Origin of the sequence: Flammeovirga aprica JL-4, assembly GCF_012844305.1 — a bacterium.
Classification (GTDB): Bacteria; Bacteroidota; Bacteroidia; order Cytophagales; family Flammeovirgaceae; genus Flammeovirga; species Flammeovirga aprica.
On record NZ_JABANE010000072.1, the window covers coordinates 1 to 19191 of the forward strand.

The 19191-nt window shown below is 34.1% G+C and carries 19 protein-coding genes; 1 reads left to right on the forward strand and 18 read right to left on the reverse strand.

Translation table 11 applies throughout. The features are described 5' to 3' along the window. The first annotated feature begins 1010 nt into the window (after positions 1–1010). Entirely contained in the window at positions 1011–4262 is a 3252-nt protein-coding gene (locus HHU12_RS22245) for a T9SS type A sorting domain-containing protein (RefSeq protein WP_169658944.1), read from the forward strand. Between the two features lie 343 nt (positions 4263–4605). On the opposite strand, the gene HHU12_RS22250 is transcribed toward HHU12_RS22245, so the two are convergent. From HHU12_RS22250 to HHU12_RS22335, 18 genes are all read right to left on the reverse strand, one after another. Continuing rightward, positions 4606–5547, reverse strand: coding sequence for an MBL fold metallo-hydrolase (locus HHU12_RS22250; protein ID WP_169658945.1), 942 nt, complete (start codon positions 5545–5547; stop codon positions 4606–4608). A gap of 153 nt (positions 5548–5700) precedes the next feature. Then, on the reverse strand, positions 5701–6288 hold the full coding sequence (locus HHU12_RS22255; protein ID WP_169658946.1) for a PH domain-containing protein: 588 nt from the start codon (positions 6286–6288) through the stop codon (positions 5701–5703). Positions 6289–6589: 301 nt separating this feature from the next. Next, positions 6590–8464: a glycoside hydrolase family 71/99 protein gene (locus HHU12_RS22260; protein WP_169658947.1), complete on the reverse strand. Its 1875-nt coding sequence runs from the start codon at positions 8462–8464 to the stop codon at positions 6590–6592. 475 nt (positions 8465–8939) lie between these two features. Next, the gene (locus tag HHU12_RS22265) at positions 8940–9230 is read right to left on the reverse strand and encodes a Rid family hydrolase (RefSeq protein ID WP_317170521.1); all 291 of its coding nucleotides are present in this window, start codon (positions 9228–9230) and stop codon (positions 8940–8942) included. Positions 9231–9323: 93 nt separating this feature from the next. Next, positions 9324–10037, reverse strand: coding sequence for a phytanoyl-CoA dioxygenase family protein (locus HHU12_RS22270; protein WP_205959964.1), 714 nt, complete (start codon positions 10035–10037; stop codon positions 9324–9326). A gap of 154 nt (positions 10038–10191) precedes the next feature. After that, positions 10192–10611 (reverse strand): SRPBCC domain-containing protein, encoded by a 420-nt coding sequence (locus HHU12_RS22275; RefSeq protein WP_169658948.1) that lies wholly within the window; start codon positions 10609–10611, stop codon positions 10192–10194. Positions 10612–10698: 87 nt separating this feature from the next. Further along, a complete protein-coding gene (locus tag HHU12_RS22280) occupies positions 10699–11271 on the reverse strand; it encodes a Crp/Fnr family transcriptional regulator (RefSeq protein WP_169658949.1) in 573 nt (190 codons plus the stop codon). A gap of 222 nt (positions 11272–11493) precedes the next feature. Next, a complete protein-coding gene (locus HHU12_RS22285; RefSeq protein WP_169658950.1) occupies positions 11494–12363 on the reverse strand; it encodes an SDR family oxidoreductase in 870 nt (289 codons plus the stop codon). A 10-nt stretch (positions 12364–12373) separates the two neighbouring features. Beyond that, positions 12374–12688 (reverse strand): DMT family transporter, encoded by a 315-nt coding sequence (locus HHU12_RS22290; protein WP_169658951.1) that lies wholly within the window; start codon positions 12686–12688, stop codon positions 12374–12376. A 278-nt stretch (positions 12689–12966) separates the two neighbouring features. Then, entirely contained in the window at positions 12967–13533 is a 567-nt protein-coding gene (locus HHU12_RS22295) for a Crp/Fnr family transcriptional regulator (RefSeq protein WP_169658952.1), read from the reverse strand. Then, positions 13520–13786, reverse strand: a complete 267-nt coding sequence (locus HHU12_RS35095) for a hypothetical protein (protein WP_205959965.1) — start codon at positions 13784–13786, stop codon at positions 13520–13522. The genes HHU12_RS22295 and HHU12_RS35095 overlap by 14 nt, the downstream gene beginning before the upstream one ends. Positions 13787–13959: 173 nt before the next feature. Next, entirely contained in the window at positions 13960–14649 is a 690-nt protein-coding gene (locus HHU12_RS22305; protein ID WP_169658953.1) for a haloacid dehalogenase type II, read from the reverse strand. Positions 14650–14848: 199 nt separating this feature from the next. Next, the gene (locus HHU12_RS22310) at positions 14849–15409 is read right to left on the reverse strand and encodes a carboxymuconolactone decarboxylase family protein (RefSeq protein WP_169658954.1); all 561 of its coding nucleotides are present in this window, start codon (positions 15407–15409) and stop codon (positions 14849–14851) included. A gap of 19 nt (positions 15410–15428) precedes the next feature. Next, positions 15429–15905: a ferritin family protein gene (locus HHU12_RS22315; RefSeq protein ID WP_169658955.1), complete on the reverse strand. Its 477-nt coding sequence runs from the start codon at positions 15903–15905 to the stop codon at positions 15429–15431. 157 nt (positions 15906–16062) lie between these two features. Next, on the reverse strand, positions 16063–16914 hold the full coding sequence (locus HHU12_RS22320) for a patatin-like phospholipase family protein (RefSeq protein WP_169658956.1): 852 nt from the start codon (positions 16912–16914) through the stop codon (positions 16063–16065). Positions 16915–16923: 9 nt separating this feature from the next. Beyond that, positions 16924–17730 (reverse strand): bifunctional hydroxymethylpyrimidine kinase/phosphomethylpyrimidine kinase, encoded by an 807-nt coding sequence (gene thiD, locus HHU12_RS22325; protein ID WP_169658957.1) that lies wholly within the window; start codon positions 17728–17730, stop codon positions 16924–16926. Then, positions 17718–18371 (reverse strand): thiaminase II, encoded by a 654-nt coding sequence (tenA, locus tag HHU12_RS22330; protein WP_169658958.1) that lies wholly within the window; start codon positions 18369–18371, stop codon positions 17718–17720. The genes thiD and tenA overlap by 13 nt, the downstream gene beginning before the upstream one ends. Positions 18372–18569: 198 nt before the next feature. Next, entirely contained in the window at positions 18570–19064 is a 495-nt protein-coding gene (locus tag HHU12_RS22335; RefSeq protein ID WP_169658959.1) for a hypothetical protein, read from the reverse strand. Between the last annotated feature and the right edge of the window lie 127 nt (positions 19065–19191).

Below are 19191 nucleotides of genomic sequence, written 5' to 3' on the forward strand. Positions count from 1 at the left end.
GTACGCACGGTTCTGTGAGAGGGATAAATATGGGATAGACGTAGACTTATTCCATATTTACCCTACTTGATTATACCCTCTTCTTAAGAAGCTTTTCCATTATTTTGAATCGGATTATTTAAGAGCAAACAAATGTAAAATATAGACTATTCTCAAAAGCACTTTTCCTTCAAAATAAAAAATAAGATACCTTACTTTACAGCTATCATCATAGAATGAATTATTATCAAAAAGGGAACAATCCCTTAGAACTTTGCGATTACTTCTGCCAATTATCAAGTATGAATAAAATGAAATTGTAATGAAGAAATTATACTTATTATTATTGTCAATTTTTCGAATTGCTATACCTTTCTTTTCCAATCAAAAGGCTCAGAAAGTAAAGTCTTTAATGCTGACCAAGAAGGACAGTTATAGTAATAGAATTTATACTAACAGTCGCTTACTTATTGTATATTTTATCAGTAAAATGATACATAGCCTCTTGTTGAAATCATTAGTTGGTCACAGACAGAAAAGATGCGTTTTTTCTGACTTTATTTTGAATAAAAATAGTCACCTCACATTGTATACAAGGAGTAATGGTTTATTTTTTATATCTTGGAGATCAACAAATAATATACGCTTTTTTAAGCTAGAGTTATGATCTTATAAATAAGATATTTTTTAATCATAGTGAGAATGGCATCATAGCATTCTTACACCAATTTGATACTTAATACTGTGACAAAAGAAATGGAACAATAATTACGTGCACCATGACTGAAGTCATGGGCTAGTGATATTGACTCCAACAACACTAAAGTGTTGTCTTCGTTGCCAACCTTCAAGACTTTAGTCTTGATTAGGTAGCCCTATCACCTGCCCATAGTTTTAACTATGGTGCAAGAAACACTCGTTTACTTTTGTCCTAGTACTTACAAATTTTTTATAACTGTACCGTAAATCAATTTTCAACTACTTCTTGATTTACACGATTACAACATCACTTAATCATTTTTAGAAATCTGATGAAGCAATTTTACTACTTTAAAAACGTTCATGTTTTTATTACCCTTTTTACCCTTCTCATCAACATAACTACTGTAAAAGGGCAGGATATTTCTACGCAAACGCTCCCTGAAAACTTGGAAGAAGTAAGTCAGGCTATCGTTTTTAACTCCGGCAGATTCAATCTTCTGATAGATACTGAGGGAGACATAAAATCTATACAGTTGAAAGATGGAAAAGAGATACTTAGAACGGGTTTTACGAATCAATTTGTACTGAATCTTCCTGGTCAAGATCCTGTAAGCATGTCTAAGTTTTATACTTCAGAAGATTACTTTGTTTTTGCTACAGCAGATAATCGCTTTTATGCCACTTTTGATATAAAAGCACACCCTGCTTACACGGCCTTCAATCTTGTAGATTTTTATGGTGATTTACCCGTGGGAGGTACTATGGAAATTAAGCTGCCAAAATCAGATGCTAAAGCAAAAGCACTAGCCTATGATTATATGACTGCTGACCAAGGAGAAGACAGCTATATCAAAATAAAATTCGAACATTTATGGGAAAGATATAAAGGGAATACCTTGGGTGGATTTGCAATTTACACTTACTCTACTGAAGCAGAGGAGGATGAAAGTATTTTGCAAGCTTGGGGCAATGAACCTATGCCTCATCCGGTTGTGGCAGGAGAATGGAATTATGAACGTGCTCTACAATGGATAGAGGATTGGAAAGTGATGTTTGAAGATCAAAGTGTAATGTATATTGCTCCTGAAAATATAGAAGAATTGCCCGCATTTGAGAAGTACTTGGATATGGCAGATGTAACAACGGTGAATTTTTTTACAAATATGTGGCATGGTGGATTTTGGCCAAAGGATAAACTGAACTGGCAGGTAGATGGGATTTTTGGAAGTCAACAAGCTTTGAAAGAGTATTCTCAATTACAGAGAAGTAACGACAGAAGTATCAATATTCATTATGTAAGTGGTGGCATAGGAAAGGCAGACCCAATGTATGCAGGTGAACATTTGTCTGATGAATTTGCCTCATGGGTAGATGGAACACTAGTACAGGATATTACAGATACTGAGAAAGAGTTTTACTTTAAACCCGCTGAAGATTGGTATACAGTTCCGGAAGTGATGGATGGAGCGACCACTACTTTTGGTAAATTAAGTGAACCTCTTCCTGCATTTTTCAAATACTTTTATTTGCAAGTGGGGAAAGAACTGATGAAAATTAAGAATATTGAAAGTATAGAAGATGGTACATGGAAGTTTGAAATTGAAAGCAGAGGTATAATATCTACGACGATGAGTAGTCATCAAGCCGGAACAAATGTGAAAGGCATTCTTTTAGCCTACAATCAAGTGTATGTTCCAGATAATAACTCAGCATTGTTTATGACTGTGACTGACAACTTTGCAGCTCTATTAAATGACTGTCAGGTTTCAAATGCCCTTTTTGATGGAGCTGAAATTCATGTGTTTGATGGACATTGGGGTTTTAGAAAGTTTGCAGAGCAGGTGTATCGCAAAATAGATCACCCTGTAGTGGTAAGAACTTCAAACGGTAGAGAACCAGATACAGGATATATGGAATACAAAATTAATTCCACCAAAAAATATCTGACATCACCGGTAGGAGACCACAACAAAGGCAGGGCTTCTCTAAAGCTTGAAAGAAACAGCACTACGCACAAAACGGTACATACACCAGCCACAAACCTTTTGGCAGCCCATTTTATGTTGGGAGTTCAAGCGGCGGCCAATGGAAGAAACTATTCTATACTTCGTCCAGACCCAATGTTTGGTATTACAATGGATGAATTATTGACGTATGGTAAAACGGAGGAGCTACTTTCATTACTACCAAAATGGAAAGCAGTTGGCAAGCTGTTGTCCGAAGAACAAAGACAGCAATTAAAAGAGACTCAATTTTACTATCAGGGAAAACTAGATGCTTCTTACACCACTTTTGAATTGAGAGAACTCGAAAAGGATTTTTTACTAGCTCCAATTCAAATGATGACACAAGATCCTAGTGTTATTTCAGATGCATTAGAGGAAGATCCAAATTTGCAGTATTTCCATATGAAGCAGGAGGATGGTATGTATGCTCCAAAAGAAAAAGTGACATTTGGACAAACCATAGCATTAGAAAATAAATACCATAAACAATCTCCACAGTTTATTGTAAGGGTAATGCAAGGAGATGAAGATATCGTTCAGCCTCGTTTCAGAATAGGAGATTCTTTTTTAAGTGTCAATACCATGATCAGAGCTAATGCAGAACATACTCAATACATAGAATACCGAGGAGGAAAGCAGGCCAAAGTATATGATCAGAACTGGAATTTAAAAGAAGAAGTAGATGTGATTATTTCTGGAAAGTTTGAAGTAGAAGAAGGTTATAATACTGTGGTATTGGAAAGTAATAATAACGCCACAGCGGCCGTGGAATTAATGCTCTTTACGGAAGGAAATGCTATAGTAGTTCAAAAGAAAAATAGAGATGCGTCCCTTTCTGATCTTACAGTTGATGGTGTGACTATCCCCAATTTTGCAGATTCTGTTTATGAGTATACCGTTGAGCTAGCTGTGGGCACAACGCAGGTGCCTGAAATCAACGGACAAGCCAAAGATGAAAAAGCGTCATTAGAAATTACAACAGCTCCATCAGTTCCAGGTACATCCATAATCACAGTTACTGCAGAGGACACAGATAGTAAGGCAGAATACAAAGTACATTTTGAGATTGAAGGAGGAGGCATTAATAACGCTAATTTATCCGAACTGTATTTAAATGGCTTGGTTTACAAAGACTTTGATCCTTCTACAATTTCTTATGTAATTGTTTACAATGAAGAGGATTTCCCGAAAATCACAGCCTATACACAAGACCAAAGGTCTACCTATATTGTGGAAGGTGAGATGCAATTCGGTAGTACCATTACCATTACAGTGACGTCAGAAAGTGGCTTGGAAAAAGTCTATACGCTTGTCATCAAAAGGGAAGGGGCTTTGAGTTTAGAAGATTCAAAATCCACCATAAAAGTATTCAAAAATACAAATCGGACCTTGAGCATTCAGTCTGAAAGCAAATTGGATGGAAAGGAAATGGCGGTTTACAGTATTAGTGGTCAAAAGGTTTTTGATAAAGAGTTAAGGGGATTGCAGGATACAATTGATGTGAAATTAAAAGGGCTTTATTTGGTACATATCTATGATAGAAATAGTAGGAGTGTGCATAAGGTGATTTTTTAAGGGAACATTGCGAAATGCACAATTTCTAAAAATGGGGTATTGTAGAATGAAATAAAAAATGAAGGTGGTTTGTGTGGAATTATGATCGCGGAAGTACTAGAACAGTAGCAAAAAAATGTTTCATAGACCCATAATTGAAATTATGGGCTTTTGGGAAGACATCTCATTTGTCAAATTTTAATTATATTATTATAACTTTTAGAGTTTGATATTCAGTGAGATATATTTAATTTTTGATGAAATTCAAGAATAGCAGTAGCTTCCCATAAGCCCATGACTTCTAGTCGTGGGGCATGGTATTTTGACCAATTTTCTTCACCCTAGCACAATGCCACCTTCATTTTTAATGATAAGCCTGCTCAAATTGCAACACCAATTCCTCAATTTCACTCTCACTGTATTTTCTAGAAAAATGAACAGGAATTGCCTTCTTTACCTTACACTCCTTCATGATTTTTCCAGACATAGAGGCATAGCTATGAAAATTTTTTATCGCAAACTCTTTGTCTTCATCTTTGTAAAAGGATTCAATATAAATCTCATCACAACCGGAAAACTTGTTGATGATTTTTTCATGGTTTTCAGGAGTTGCTGCATGATCCAAAATGATGCCCGTACGTTTTCCTTTCTCTATTTTTACCATGTAGAAAAGTTCTTCCGCTTTATAGTTTTCCCCCTCTATTTCTATGTTTGCTGAACTGTTATTTTCCTCAAAAGCCCTCTTCAAATCTGCCACCCATTTTCCACCTTTAAAACCTTTTTCCAATTCTATTTTGGTCTTATCATTGGCTTTAAATAGATAAGAGATAGAGTCTGTTTTATGATCCAAAATTTCAAATTCTACGCCAAAATCTTTCTTATTGAAAATTTGGTCTTTAGTATAGTTTCCTTCTATCTCTTGATCCCATAATGGAGGGTTAAGATGGGTAACTTTGAAACTTTGATGATCTATAATTTCACGAATTTCATAAGAGATTGCCCCCTCTTCAATGAGGTTCCAGCAGTAACTTTTTATGCGGTTTTGTACCTGATCAGTGATACCTTTCGGCCCGCAGATCATTACTTTACGGCCTGTACCTATCTGATGTCTTAATAGCGTATCGAAATTCACAAAATGATCAATATGCGTATGGCTAATAAACATTGCCTCAGTATTCTGACACTCTTTTACTCCTAACGATTTTGCTTCTCCGCAGTCACAGAGGTAATGATGAGAATGATTCTCCACTTTGATCAATAAGCAGATATCCTCATCCCTTTTGCTTTTCACTTCTACTTTGAACATTTGTTTGTTTTTTTGCTTGAGAAAATAAAAAAGCCTCCTGACTTTACTTCAAAAACAGTGGTGTTTAGGTGTAAAATCGGGAGACTGTTCTAGTAAGTACAAAGTCAAAAATAGATCATAGTTAATTTTGAATTTGTACTTACTATCTTTTATTTAAATTGATGTTACATGCTGGTTTTTAACTTTCATAAGAAGTTCACTTACTTTTTGAGCATCATCAATAAACTCTAACTGAAAAAATGGTGAACTATTATAAGGCATCACATTCATCCAACTTCCAAATGCAAAATTTTGCTCAGTTCCTGGAGATTTATGACCCTCTATAACTGAGATAGTACCTGATCCATCTTTGTGTTCTTTAAGCTTTACATTTTTAATTTTGTCGGCATAAAGTGAACTTAGACCTTGGTTAAGTATGTCGGTTTTTATCATCAATCTTTTGTTGGTGATAGCATAAACTGACTTGGCTCTGTATTTAGCATCAAATATCATTCTACCAAAAGACAAAAGAAATCCTAAAAGGACAAATGGCGTGGCAACAAGTCCTAAGGCGTAGATTTCTGTCATCATAGCGGCGAATATTCCCACTCCAATGGTACCACAGGTGTATATTATACTGAAAGGGATTAAACCATAATCAACTTTTCTGAAGACAATACCTTGTTTTGGTTTACCTGTCCAGATTAGTTCTTCATTTGCTTCAAGATACTGTTGAAATTCAGCTGCGTTTTCTTTAACCATTTTTTTATTTATTAATAACACATAGGATATACATCATTATACAATAGTTCGTTTTGTTTTTAGTAAGTATTGATAATGTATACCCTAAAATAGTTTACGGTATTAAAGATGATAAAAAAATATAAGAATGCAATAATTCAAGAGGTATTCTGTATTACTCTTTATTTAGAGATGTTTCAAACACCCTCTTAGAATGAGGTATGATAAAAAAGTGCTCCTTATTGTGATCTGTGGGAGGTTCGCATTGAAACGTTCCCATGAACTACAACAAGAGCCACTTTTTTCAATTAAATAGTTACTCTTATTCAAGAATATTATACCCTTTCAACCCATTGTCTTGTTCCATAAAATCTTCCTCTAACCCTTTTTCATTGATTCTATCATTTTCAAGTTCTTCCCATATTTTATACTCAAACTCGTTTAATATCTTCTTGATTTGTAGTTTGAATTTTTCGTAGTTCTTGTCTCTAATTTTTTTATAAACTTCAGGTTGATCACCATACTGTAATATGGCTTTTCTGTTTGCAATAAAATAGACTTGAGCCATTGTTTTCCATTGCGCTTTGCCTTCATCTGAAAGAAGAAAACGAACACCCATACTTGAAAGCTCTGAATTTAGAATAATGTCGCTCAGTTCTAATGACTTTTTATCATCAATAGAAGAGGTGATATAGACCAGAGGATCGAACTTATATTTATGTCCCGTAAAGGTTTTAGGCGAAGTAAAATCAATCACTTTTTTACCCTCTCTTTTTACTTTGACATTGATTTTCATCTCCCCTTCTTTTTTGATATAGAAAGCATCAATCCCTCCTTTGGCATCTCCCAAATATTTGTTATTTACATATACCTTGGCAGGGTAATTTAATAGTGTTACGATCTCTATCAGCCCTTCTTCATCATATGAATTGACCTTATTACGAACAGTAAATTTTTTCTCATTATTTACCTCTTCACGGTTTAGATTTCTAAAGGCTACATAGGTCATTTCCTCGTCTACTTTATCAAACTTTCCTTCCCATAGCTTTGTATAATAACCTAAAAGAGCTGAAAGTGCATACCCATTGTGGATTTCAGGGTTTAGGTTATTGGATTGATTATATAAATTCCACGAAGATAAATTCAATAATTCTATTTCTGATGTAAAAGAAATATCTAATAACTCTCTGAATTTTTGAGTTCCCGAAGGGGTATAAGCAAGTAGATAGGTATCATCAATAGAATACTTTTTATGCACATATACCTTTCTTCCGCTTTCCTTATGGATAAATGAATTTGGCATATAATTCAAATAGATGTGAGGGAAGAATTTTACATTATTACTGGTGAACTTCTCCTTTAGTTTTTTAAAATCATTGAGGTTCTTTAGGAAGCTAAAAGAATGAGTCACGGCATCAAAATGAAAAATAATTTCGTCTTGTATATCCTCCTTATAAGTTTGAACATGATAAACCGGGACGATATTAAGCTTGCTCTTGTCGTTTAAATCATCAAAGAAAGTTTTTATTGTTTTGATATCTTTCTTATTTAACTTTTGAGCCCCATCAGGTCTAGTGTAATTGATAATGTTTTTTGTATTGCCTGTAAATAATACAATTCGGCCCTGAGTATCTCTAAGCCATTTTTCTGACATTTTTGTAGTGCCGTAAATTTGGCCTAGCTCATTAGATACAATAGAGAAGAGTTGCTCATGTGTATACTTATATTTTTTGTTTTTAGGGAAAAATACATCCACACAGAAACTGAAATCTATGTTTTTCTCTTCCGCAATTTGTATAGTTAAAGCCAAAAGCTTTTTAAAACTATGTTTGTATTTATCACTGCCAAAAATATTGTATTTAACTTTAAAGACGTCAATACCGTACATCTTAGCGGTTCTAAGTTCTACTTCAATAGCATCTTTAAGTTCCAATAGATTTACCTGTAATGAAGCTTCTGACACTGAAGTTTTATATTTATTTTTCAGTGACTTCTCGTCCATTCCCAAAGTGTAATCATACTTAAAAGCCTGCAAGTTGGAGTATTCGTCCCCTAAAATATTATTTAAGTTATAGGTGGCCATCACTCTTTTTTTGTTCAGAAAAGTAGATGTGTCATTTGTGTCTTGTGCAGTAATTTGTGTTACAAAAGATGAAAGTATTAAGAGTAATACAAATAGTTTTTTATTTAAAATCATTTTAAGAAGGATAAGTATAGATAATCCGTTAGATCTAATATTGTGATAAGTTAAAAAGTTTACAATTCTATGTTTTTTTAACAAGATAACCAAACGCATGTAGATGAACTTTGAGTTACGAATTTCTTGAACATACATGTTGTATATTATGTTAATTGTAAGTAGAAAATTGCTATGTATTTACAATCAAAAAGTTAAATAGATTTTCTGTGAAGTAGGGGGAAGTAATGTAAGGGGATAAATTTTTTACTAGAAAACACCTTATTATAATTGGTGTTAGGAGTAGGCAAACACTTTCTATTACGCCTAGGTATTTTGATGAAGAGTTAAGAATGAAGAAAACGAGCTACTTGTTTTGACTCAAGAACCATCATAAAAACACTTTATGGGCCACAATACGATCCATTTCTCTCAATTCTTAACTCTTAACTCTTTACTAAAACAGTCTTTTTATCTTCTGTTTTAGTACTTACAATTATTGGCCGACAACGGCTGTAACACTTACTTCAATCAAAACATTGCCTTCTAAGTCAACACCCAAACAGGCCCTTTGTGGCCAATGATCAGGGTTGTCTCCAATCCAGCTTTTCCATATCTCATCCATTACAGGTTTATCTGTAATATTGGCAAGGTAAACTTGTGCAGAAACAATTTGATGTTTGTTGGATTGAAGCTCCTGTAAATTGTCATCAATAATTTGAAGAGTTTCTTTAATTTGTGCTTCTAATGGGAGTGAAGTGTCTTTTGTAGTGGCAACAGTCCACACCAAGTCTTAGTAAGCCGATGATTTATTACGCCCTACATAAGCACCTCTTTTTCTTGCTATCATTCTTTTAGTGTTAAGTTTGTCGTGTTTAATTTAGTACTTATTGAATTCCACCCATTGCAAAGGTTTTGCCAATTGATGTTGATTAAATTCTAGATGAATAACTCGTCTTCTTTTACCATTGAACGTTCTATTGGAGGCATGCAAAGTTAAAGGTTTCATAAGCATTACACCTCCTTTTTTGATGGAGCAAATAATTTCCTCTTCAACATCCCATTCTTTTAAACCAATTTGAATTATACCTTTCAAATGAGAACCGGGAATGACTTTCAAAGCTCCATTTCCTTCATCTGTATCATCTAAATGAATACGTACAGTAATTGTATCTTCCAAAATCTGAAGAGGAGGTTGCACACCATATTGCCCTTTTTTAAAAGTCCAGTTACTATAACCCTCCAAATCTAATTTCTGATCAACGGTGATACTTAAGTCTTGATGATAGGCTACAAACCAATTGGAATCGCTTGGTTTATCAAAATAAATGCCTTTTGAAAGAAAGTATTCAGCATCAGAAAATGTTTCAATTAATTTCCGAAGGTTTTCAGTAAACAATAACTCCTTTAATTCAGGAATTTGATAGATCAACTGTCTGATAGCAAATACATCTTTTGTTTTAACGCCTCCAACATTGTCCGAGGCCTCCAAACACTGTATGATCTGCTCAATTTCTTGTTCAGAATAAAGGTTAGAAATTAAAGAAAATCCTTTATTTTCAAGTTCGGTCTTGTGGTTACAATAGTTCATCATTTAGTAGAGTTGTAAGCTAAATTTAAATCAATAATCAATGGACTTTCCTTTTATTGAAAGTGAAATTTTGTGGTCTCGTACATACTTAAAATTTGATAGAAGTATAGATAACCATGATTATTAAGTTTGCGATGATAAAGGTCGAAAAAAGTATTTACTTTTCTGCCATACTTTTCAAGTTTTCATTCATCATCTCAAAACCTCTTTGTGTATCTGCTACGTTTAGAAGGCCAATCAGCAGACCGCTGAACATTTCATTTTGTTTGAATGTAGTTGTTCCATCACCATTATCAATCAATTCAAAAGAATGTTCTCCATCAAAAAGGCCTTTGAAAAATAAATGTCCTACCCATCTCAATTCTTTATTAATGTCATAGTTCAGTACTTTAGGTTTAAAGGTCATTGTCTTTCCATTTGGTGGAGCAATTTTTACTTTAATAGTGTTTCCAACTTTTACCTCTCCATCCAGTGATTCAATAAAGGGATTCCATTGAGGATAATTTTTAAAGTTGGTCAACACTGTCCATACTTTTTCAGCTGTTGCATTGATTAAAATTTCCGTTTGAATTTCCATAACAATACCATTTAAGTGAAATATTTGTCTTAGTACTTGCAAAGTTCTAATACTAAGTCGGTATTACTCTTGACATATATCAAGAACTTAGGAAAGTTGTTTTTTTCTGATTCTACTGAAAGTTTCTGCTGACATTCCTAACATGGAAGCAATGTATTGTAATGGTACTTGATTAAAGAGGTCTTTATTGTTCTCAAAAAAACGTTGATACCGTTCTTCAGCAGACATGGATAAATGACTAAATACTCTATCTTCCAACATCGTAAAGCATTTCACGATAAAAAGCTTTTCGAGCTCATTCCACTTAGGAACAATTTCACCGATCTTTTCATACTCTCTTTTTGTCAAAACATAAACTTCGCTATCTACCAAAGCATGGATATTCCATCGGGAAGGCGTTTCAAAAATAAAGCTTGATAAATCCGTTGAAAAATACCCTTTTGTAGAAATCCACTGTGTCACTTCTTTATCTTTGGTTTGTACGAACATTCTTAAAAGACCAGATTGTACAAAACATAGTTGATCACTCTTCTTTCCTGTCTGTAATAGGAAATCACCTTTCTTTAAAGTGGTTAATTTAAAGAGTGAACTGATTTGAAGGAGTTCTTCACTTTGTACAATCCCAAAATAGGAATTAATGTATTGTTCAAGTTCTGTCATTTTTTGTGTCGATTTCATTTATCATTAGTGCAATAGATATTTATATAGTTTAGAATATTGGGGAACAACAATTTACATCTACTTTTTAAAGATAACCTAATATGAAAAGCATTAAAATGATAGGAGGTGAATTGTCTTTATAATAAAAACGCTCTCATTACCATTAGCAGATAACGAAAGCGTTCCTTTTTTTAACTCTTAACTTTAAAATATGTTCTTAGATTAAAGCGTCTTGACAAAATCTTCAATAGAAAGCTGAGGCTTGCCCAATACCTCCCAAGTAGATTCAGAGACTTGTTCCTCTTTCAGTTGTTCCACATAAGTGAGAAGATGTTCCATAAAATCTTCATCCTCTTTACTCGGCAAACCAAGATGCTGAATAACATCCATTGGATATTCTGTCACTTTAATATTGGGGTTATAAGCATTTAAGAAACGTTCAGCTGCTTCTGGGAAGGAAATGCCTTCAGTACCTTGGATAGTGAACGATTGATTATAGGCTTTTTCATTGTCAATTGCATGAAAGATATTTTCAGACAAGTCTATTGTATTAGTGAAGAACACTGGATATTGATGATGTCCGATGATGGCAAATTCTTCTCCTTGAATAAAAGTTGGGAAGGAATCTAAGAAAACAGAACAATGAAAATAAGTATAATTCAATCCTGATTTCTTCAAATGATCCATGGCTGGTTTTCGAATCAGATTGGTTTTATAAATCATACCAGTAGTAGCAAACTCTGGATTAGAAGAGTCAATGCCAACAATTTGCATGATATGCTTTACACCCAATTCTTTACTCACATCCACAACATTGATGATACCTTCTCTCTCTGGGTAGAAAGTGGCATTTTCATTCCAAGAAGTGGTGTTTAAATTGAGATAGATGGTTTCTGTATCCGCTAAAGCCTCTCTAAGACTATCTTTATTAGCAACATCACCATATACAATTTCAACTTTTTCAGATAATAGTGATTGTGCCTTTTCAATATCTCTAGCAACAACTTTAACCTGAACTCCTTTTTTAATTAATTCTTTAGTGATGGATGAACCAAGTGCCCCTGTAGCTCCAATGATTGTGATATTTTTCATAGTAATAATTTTAGTGACTGAGTTTAATACCTATTATTCCGATAACGATAAGTGAGAGAAAGAGAAGTTTACTCCAATTGAAGGGATTATCGAAGAAAAGAAAACCCATTAATATGGTTCCGCTAGCTCCAATTCCAGCCCACACCGCGTAAGCCGTTCCCATCTCAATGCTCTGCATCGATTTCAATAACAAGCCAAAACTTAGTGCTCCAAAAATGAAGAAACCTACAATGCCTTTCCAGTTGGAAAAACCCTCTGACATTTTCATGGAAGTTGTAAATGCAACTTCAAACAAACCGGATAATAATAAATAGATCCAACCCATAGTGTTTTGTATTTTTTGATTACAGAACAAAAGTAGGGGAGGTCGATGAGGATTCTTTTTACATATGTTAAATTGTAGGGGTATTCTTATTTTGTTCAATCAAATTATCGTGCACCATGACTGAAGTCATGGGCAGGTGATACTGTAACCTATCCAAGACTAAAGTCTTGAAGGTTGGCAACGGAGGCAACACTTTAGTGTTGTTGGAGTCGGTATCACTTGCCCATAGTTTTAACTATGGTGCACGAAAGACTTGATTATATCTATGCAAGAACTTATTATTTCTGTGCACGAATACGACTCAATGTCACCTGCGTAATACCCAAATAAGAAGCAATTTGCCCCAGTTTCACCCTCTGAAGAATTTGAGGATGCTTTTCAATCAAAGAAAGGTATCTTGTTTTAGCGTCTGTCACTTGATTCAAGAGTATCTGCTGTTCCATTTCTAGTAAACCGATTTCTGCTAATTGTCTTCCAAAATTGGCTAATTCAACATTGGTATTATAAAGTTCAATTAATTTTGTCCTATCAATTTTCAATAGAACAACATCTTCCAATAACTCTATGGTTTCAAGAGAGGGTTTGGATTCGACAAAGTTGCCTAATGAGGCGATAACGTCCCCTTCAAAACCAAACCAATACGTAATTTCTTTTCCATCAGAACTTATATAGTAACTTCTTACGGCTCCTTTTTTAATAAAATAGACCGAATGATGAATTTCACCTTTACTAATAATCGCCTCACCTTTTGATCTATTTACTTCAGTGATATTCGAATAAAAAAGGTCAAAGTTTTCAGGTGATAAACCGTATTTATTTATAAAGAGTTCTTTAATGTAATTCATCTAAATCTAATTTTCGCTCATAAAAAAGAAGCAGTAAAGTTAGAGAATATCTTACTTTTACTGATTCTATTGGCATAAGATTTTTCAACCTTTGAAGGATTGCTTTTTTAAAATCCTTTTTCAAGAATAATGGAATAGGAATCACTGACATCCACCCTTCGGGAGCAAACATAAAAATATGCTCTTTTCCTTTATGGTCAATGGTATAACTACGTAGCAAGCCAGAACGAACCTCATACACTTTTCCATTCAAGGCTCCTTATTTCTGTAGAATTTGTCCTTTTTGTATTTCGATAGTTTTCATATTAAAGGGAGAGTAATAAAAAATGATATCAATAATTCTACTTATAAAGAAGGTAAGTATATATTAATGATATCATCTATGTTTTCGAAATGTACGGAATGCTAAAGAAGGAACAAATTTCTTTATTTATACTGGATAAGAATGTTTGCAACTTTCTGTAAGTCGGGTTCAACTATTTCAGTTTTTGGCCCAAGTGGAAAAATTTGTTGCCCTTTTCTACTGATAAAGGCAGCACGCCAACCTGCCCACATCGCTCCTGCAACATCCCATCCATGAGCGGCAATTAACATTGCTTCATTTGGTTTGATACCCATTTTTTTAGCACCCCAATCATAGGTTTGAGTAAAAGGCTTAAATTTTTGTATTTCCTCCATGCTAAATTTCTCATCAAAATACTCTGTGAGACCTGAGTTATTTAGTTGATTATGAATACCATCAATAGAGGAATTAGTAAATGCTACTAATTTGTAGTCCTTCTCTTTTAATTGAGTGAGTGCACCTTTAACTTCAGGGTGAGCAGGTAAATTTTGTAAAGAATTTACGATGACTTCTCGAGCTTCTTTTTCTGATATTTCAATACCATTGTTAGCACCAACCATTTGTAATGTAGCCGCACCAATATTATCAAAGTTTTCATACTGTCCACTTGCTGAAGTAACTAAAGTATGGTGCAATAATGTTGTAAACCATAATGATAATAAGTCTGATCTCCCATTTAAAACATCTCCCACTTGTTTTTTCATTCGGGTTAAATCTAAAATTGTTTCATTGATATCAAAAAACAATACTTTAGGTCTTTCCTTAATTTCCATCTCTATTTAAACTATTATAAAGGGTTAATATTGATTGTTTATAATTTACAATGTATTATATGTTTTTGGAAGTATAAAACTAAAACCTTTTAGGTCAGATAAAGGTTCTTTTGAAAATTTATAAACCAACTATAATCAATAGAATAGAAAAAGGGTGGCCTGATCTATTATTAGAATCAGGTCACCCTCATTTATGATTTTATTGTGCTACTTTTTCCCAGCTAAACTTTTTGAAAGCATTGTCGACCGGGGTCTCTGCCACATGATTGGTATAATTACTTAGTATCTTTTGAGAATACCCTAAAATAATCTCTAAAAGTTGCTGTTGAGTATACCCTGCATTATAAAACTCAAGAAGTTCATTTTCATTTAAAATACCTCTATTGCGGACAATTCTCAAAGTGGTTGTTCTTAAAACTTCCAATTTTTGATCCTCAAGTGGAGCTTCATCTCTAAGAGCTTGTATAATATTATTGTCTACTTTCATAGAGTAAGCTATACCGGTATGGGCAGGAACACAATAATGACACTCATTCTCTACATTAATGCTTTGCCATATCACTGTTAACTCTTCAGCATTAAAACTAGTCTCCTGAGAAAATAACCTGTGTAATGTGGTATAAGCTTCTAAAATTGCTGGAGATTCCGCCATTACAGCATGTAAGTTAGGAATCATACCAAATGCTTTTAAAGAATTTTCTAATTGCCCTTTACTTTTTTCAGGAGCTGTTTCGATTGTATGGATTTTAAAATTATTCATTGTTTTAATATTTATAATTTTAGTTATTAAATGCTTCTAATTCGTCTTCATGATTCACATAAAATTCGAAAATGGGTAAGACCGTCGAAAAGGTTAGAATATCATTTGTTTGATACTTTTCAATAGTGTTATGTATGGACGGTATTATATTTCTGAATCGTGATAATAATGTATCAGTTAAATTATCAATGCTGTTAGGATTGCCGAATTCAGATAATTCAATACTGCTTAATCTTTCAATAGATGATAATGAGGACGGTAAATTTCCACCCAATACACCAATTCGTTTTGCTATTTTTTGAGAATGCCCTTCACTAACTTTAATTAAACCTTCAAAACGATCTCCAATTAAAAGTTCAGTTTTACCACCCATATTGTGTAATACATTTTTATAGGCATGTATATTTAATTGTTCTATTGAGTATAACTGAATAAGGTCTTTCACTATTTGTTGAGGTGTCACACCTTGAATAAAAGAATTTCCGACTTGTGCCATGATTATTTGTTTTTAATGAATTATTGATGACACAAATGTCGGCTATATTTTTTTGAAGAATATGGACTTAAAGTTCAAGAATATGGACAGTATTTATTTTTGGTTAAACAGGTGTTAACTAATTGAATTTGTGTGGTTAATTTATTATTGTGGATCATTACTCACCCATCCATTTTACCAATTCAGGCGTCAATTTATTACAATAAGCAATGGCCTCATTATAAATGGCCTCCGTTTTATGCACTTTACGCTCCACTCTATCGACCTTCAATTCTTCCTCTGGATAAATTATATAGGCTTTACCTTGTTGTTCGAGCTCTTTTAGTTTTTTGATGGATTCATTGTATTGTTGTGCTCGGTTGACCAAGCAGGTATGTACTTTAGGGTATTTTCTATAAAACCATTTTGAAAAGGAGGTGAATTTCATGTCAGATTTTACATAGCCTTCAGGTCTTGTGAGTACAACTACAATTTTTTCAGCACCTTCCTCTAATGCAATATCAAAAGGGATAGAATTGGTCAATCCGCCATCCAAATATTCTTCTCCTTTGTATTTTACAATGGGTGAGATAAAGGGCAGGGAACCACTGGCGGTGAGTACAGTGACAATGTCAGGTTTATCTAATTGATTGATGACGAAAAACTCAGCTTTTCCGGTGTTGCAATTACTGACACCAACATGAAAATTAGGGGATGTGAGAAGTGTATCATAGTCATAAGGAAGGAGGCGGTGAGCAATATCCCCCATGATAAAATCCCATGCAATATAGGAGCCATTCAATAGTAAATGTTTGAATCCCCCATAACGTTTGTCCTCCACATATGTATTCAGATGCTTATTTCGCTCAAATTGTTTGGAGGCAAAAGAAGCACCATATAATGCACCCGCAGAGATACCAAATATGGAATCAAAATTTATATTATTGATCAGAAATGATTCGAGAATTCCTGCGGTAAACATTCCTCTCGAACCACCTCCTTCAAGCACTAAAGCGACTTTGTTTTTCATGCTTCGTTTTTAGAGCCCAAAATGATTAATCGGACCATTTCCTTTTCCTAGTACCTTGTCTTTTCCCTCAGCAATGGCATTATTGACATAACTACAGCCTTTTTTCACTGCATTTTCCAGATCATTACCTTTACCTAAAAATGTAGCAATACTAGACGATAAACTACAGCCTGTGCCATGCGTATTCGTTGTATCTACTCTAGGGTTTTTAATAATGGTAGTTCTGCCTGTCGGAAATTCATAAAGCATATCATGCATTTCAGCAGTACCAAAGTGACCACCTTTCAGTAACACTGAAGTTTTGAATTGTGATCCGATTTCTTTAGCAGTCGCTTCAACATTTTCCTGATCAATAGCATGGCCAATTAACAGTTCCGCTTCTTTATGATTTGGAGTAATGATAGCAACCTGAGGAAATAATTTCTTCAAACACTCAATAGCATCTTCTGTTATCAAAACATCGCCTGAAGTGGCTACCATCACAGGATCGAGTACAATGTTTTTGGCATTATATTCCGAAAGCTTTGAGGCAATTGTTTCAATCACCTCACAAGAATGAAGCATACCGATTTTGACGGCACTGAAATCAATATCACTGAATACCGCTTCTAGTTGCTTTTCAAGATGGGCAACCGGAAGAGCGTGAATATCTGTTACTCCTTGTGTATTTTGAGCCGTAGTTGCCGTAATTACGCTTGCAGCATAAGCACCACAAGCCGAAATACTTTTGATATCGGCTTGAATACCTGCACAACCGCCAGAATCACTTCCAGCAATAGTCAATACACTTTTATAAGTTGTTTTTATACTTTCCATGCTTCTTTGTTGTATGCACTATCCCAAAACATCCATTCCAATTTCGATGCTTTTTCGAAGGCTTCATTCATCTTTTCAATTCTTTCAGGAGAAGCGTCACTCGCCAATTTATTGGTAATATCCACTGCTTTTTTTACAGAGTTGGCAAACGCTTCACCACCATACGTATTGATCCAATCTTGATAAGGGTTGTCGCCTTTGTTGCTTTGGTTAGCAAGAATATAATCCCCCACTTCTTTATAAATTGTAAAACAAGGTAATACTGCAGCAAGACCTTCTTCCAATGATTTTGTATGTACAATTCGAGAAAGGTAGCTAATGTACAATTCGCAAGTAGGAGAGGCTTGAGTTGTTCTTTCTTCACCAGTTAAGAAATTCTCATGCAAAGCATCTTCAACATGAATAATACCCGTGGCTGAGCCTAAGAAAAACTGAGTACCTTGATCGTCTTCACATCTTATCCCCACTTCCGCCAAGATCTTTTTGTATTCCGCTAAATAGATAGAATCTTGATTGATATAAAAGTTGAATACTTCCTTCGAAAGCGTACCTTCCATTAAATCTTTGATGAAAGGATGTTTATATATTTCTTGTAAAATGTAATCAGTTTTCTCACTGATTGCTTCATACCAGTTTGTCATAAGATGTTTTAAGTTTTGGTTGCTTGTTAAGCTCTTTTCTGTTTAAGAGCAAAGTAAATCATTTAATACAATATTTCCTTACCTACTGAGAAGTAAGTGAAGTGTTTTAAATGGGGTAAAGATTTTAGAATTTTTAAAGAATTAGTGAAAATAAAAAAACTCTACCCATTTTGAATTCATGAGTAGAGTTGTCCTTGATTAAAATTTTTGCTCAATATAACTTTTGAGCTTTCCCTTTTTATCCTGCTTTACAAGCTTTTCCATATCAGGGTTTTTTCCAAGCTGTGCTTTATTTTTTTTATAAAACTCAATGCTATTCTGAGCACCAGCTACTGCACATTCTACATTGTTTTTGGAGTAGTTGTTTTGCAGACTGTATTTGACCCAACCACTCATAAATGACATCAGACAATCCGGAGAATCAAATGGAACAATCCCCGGAACTAAATTGATAGAAACCGACGGACTTCCACCCATCCATTTCATTAAGAAATCATTGACCTCATTTCGCTTTTTACCTTCTTCTGAAATTGGAGTATTTAAGAGCCAGTTTGTGGCTTCTAGTACCAGTTGTTCCGTTTTTTTGTAATCATCAGCACTTTCGAATTTGACATTGGATGGAATCTCAACATTTTGTGCCCACAAGTTTGTACTTATGAATAGTAAAATAAAGAAAGCTTTAGTAATCTTCATGTTTGTTTGATTTGTAATCAATAGTTGCCAATAGCCCTCACTAACATTAATGAGGCTAATTTCTGCATTGATTTATTTAAAATAGTTTACTGTGCTAAAGATCTGAATTATTCTTTTAAGAAAGAAA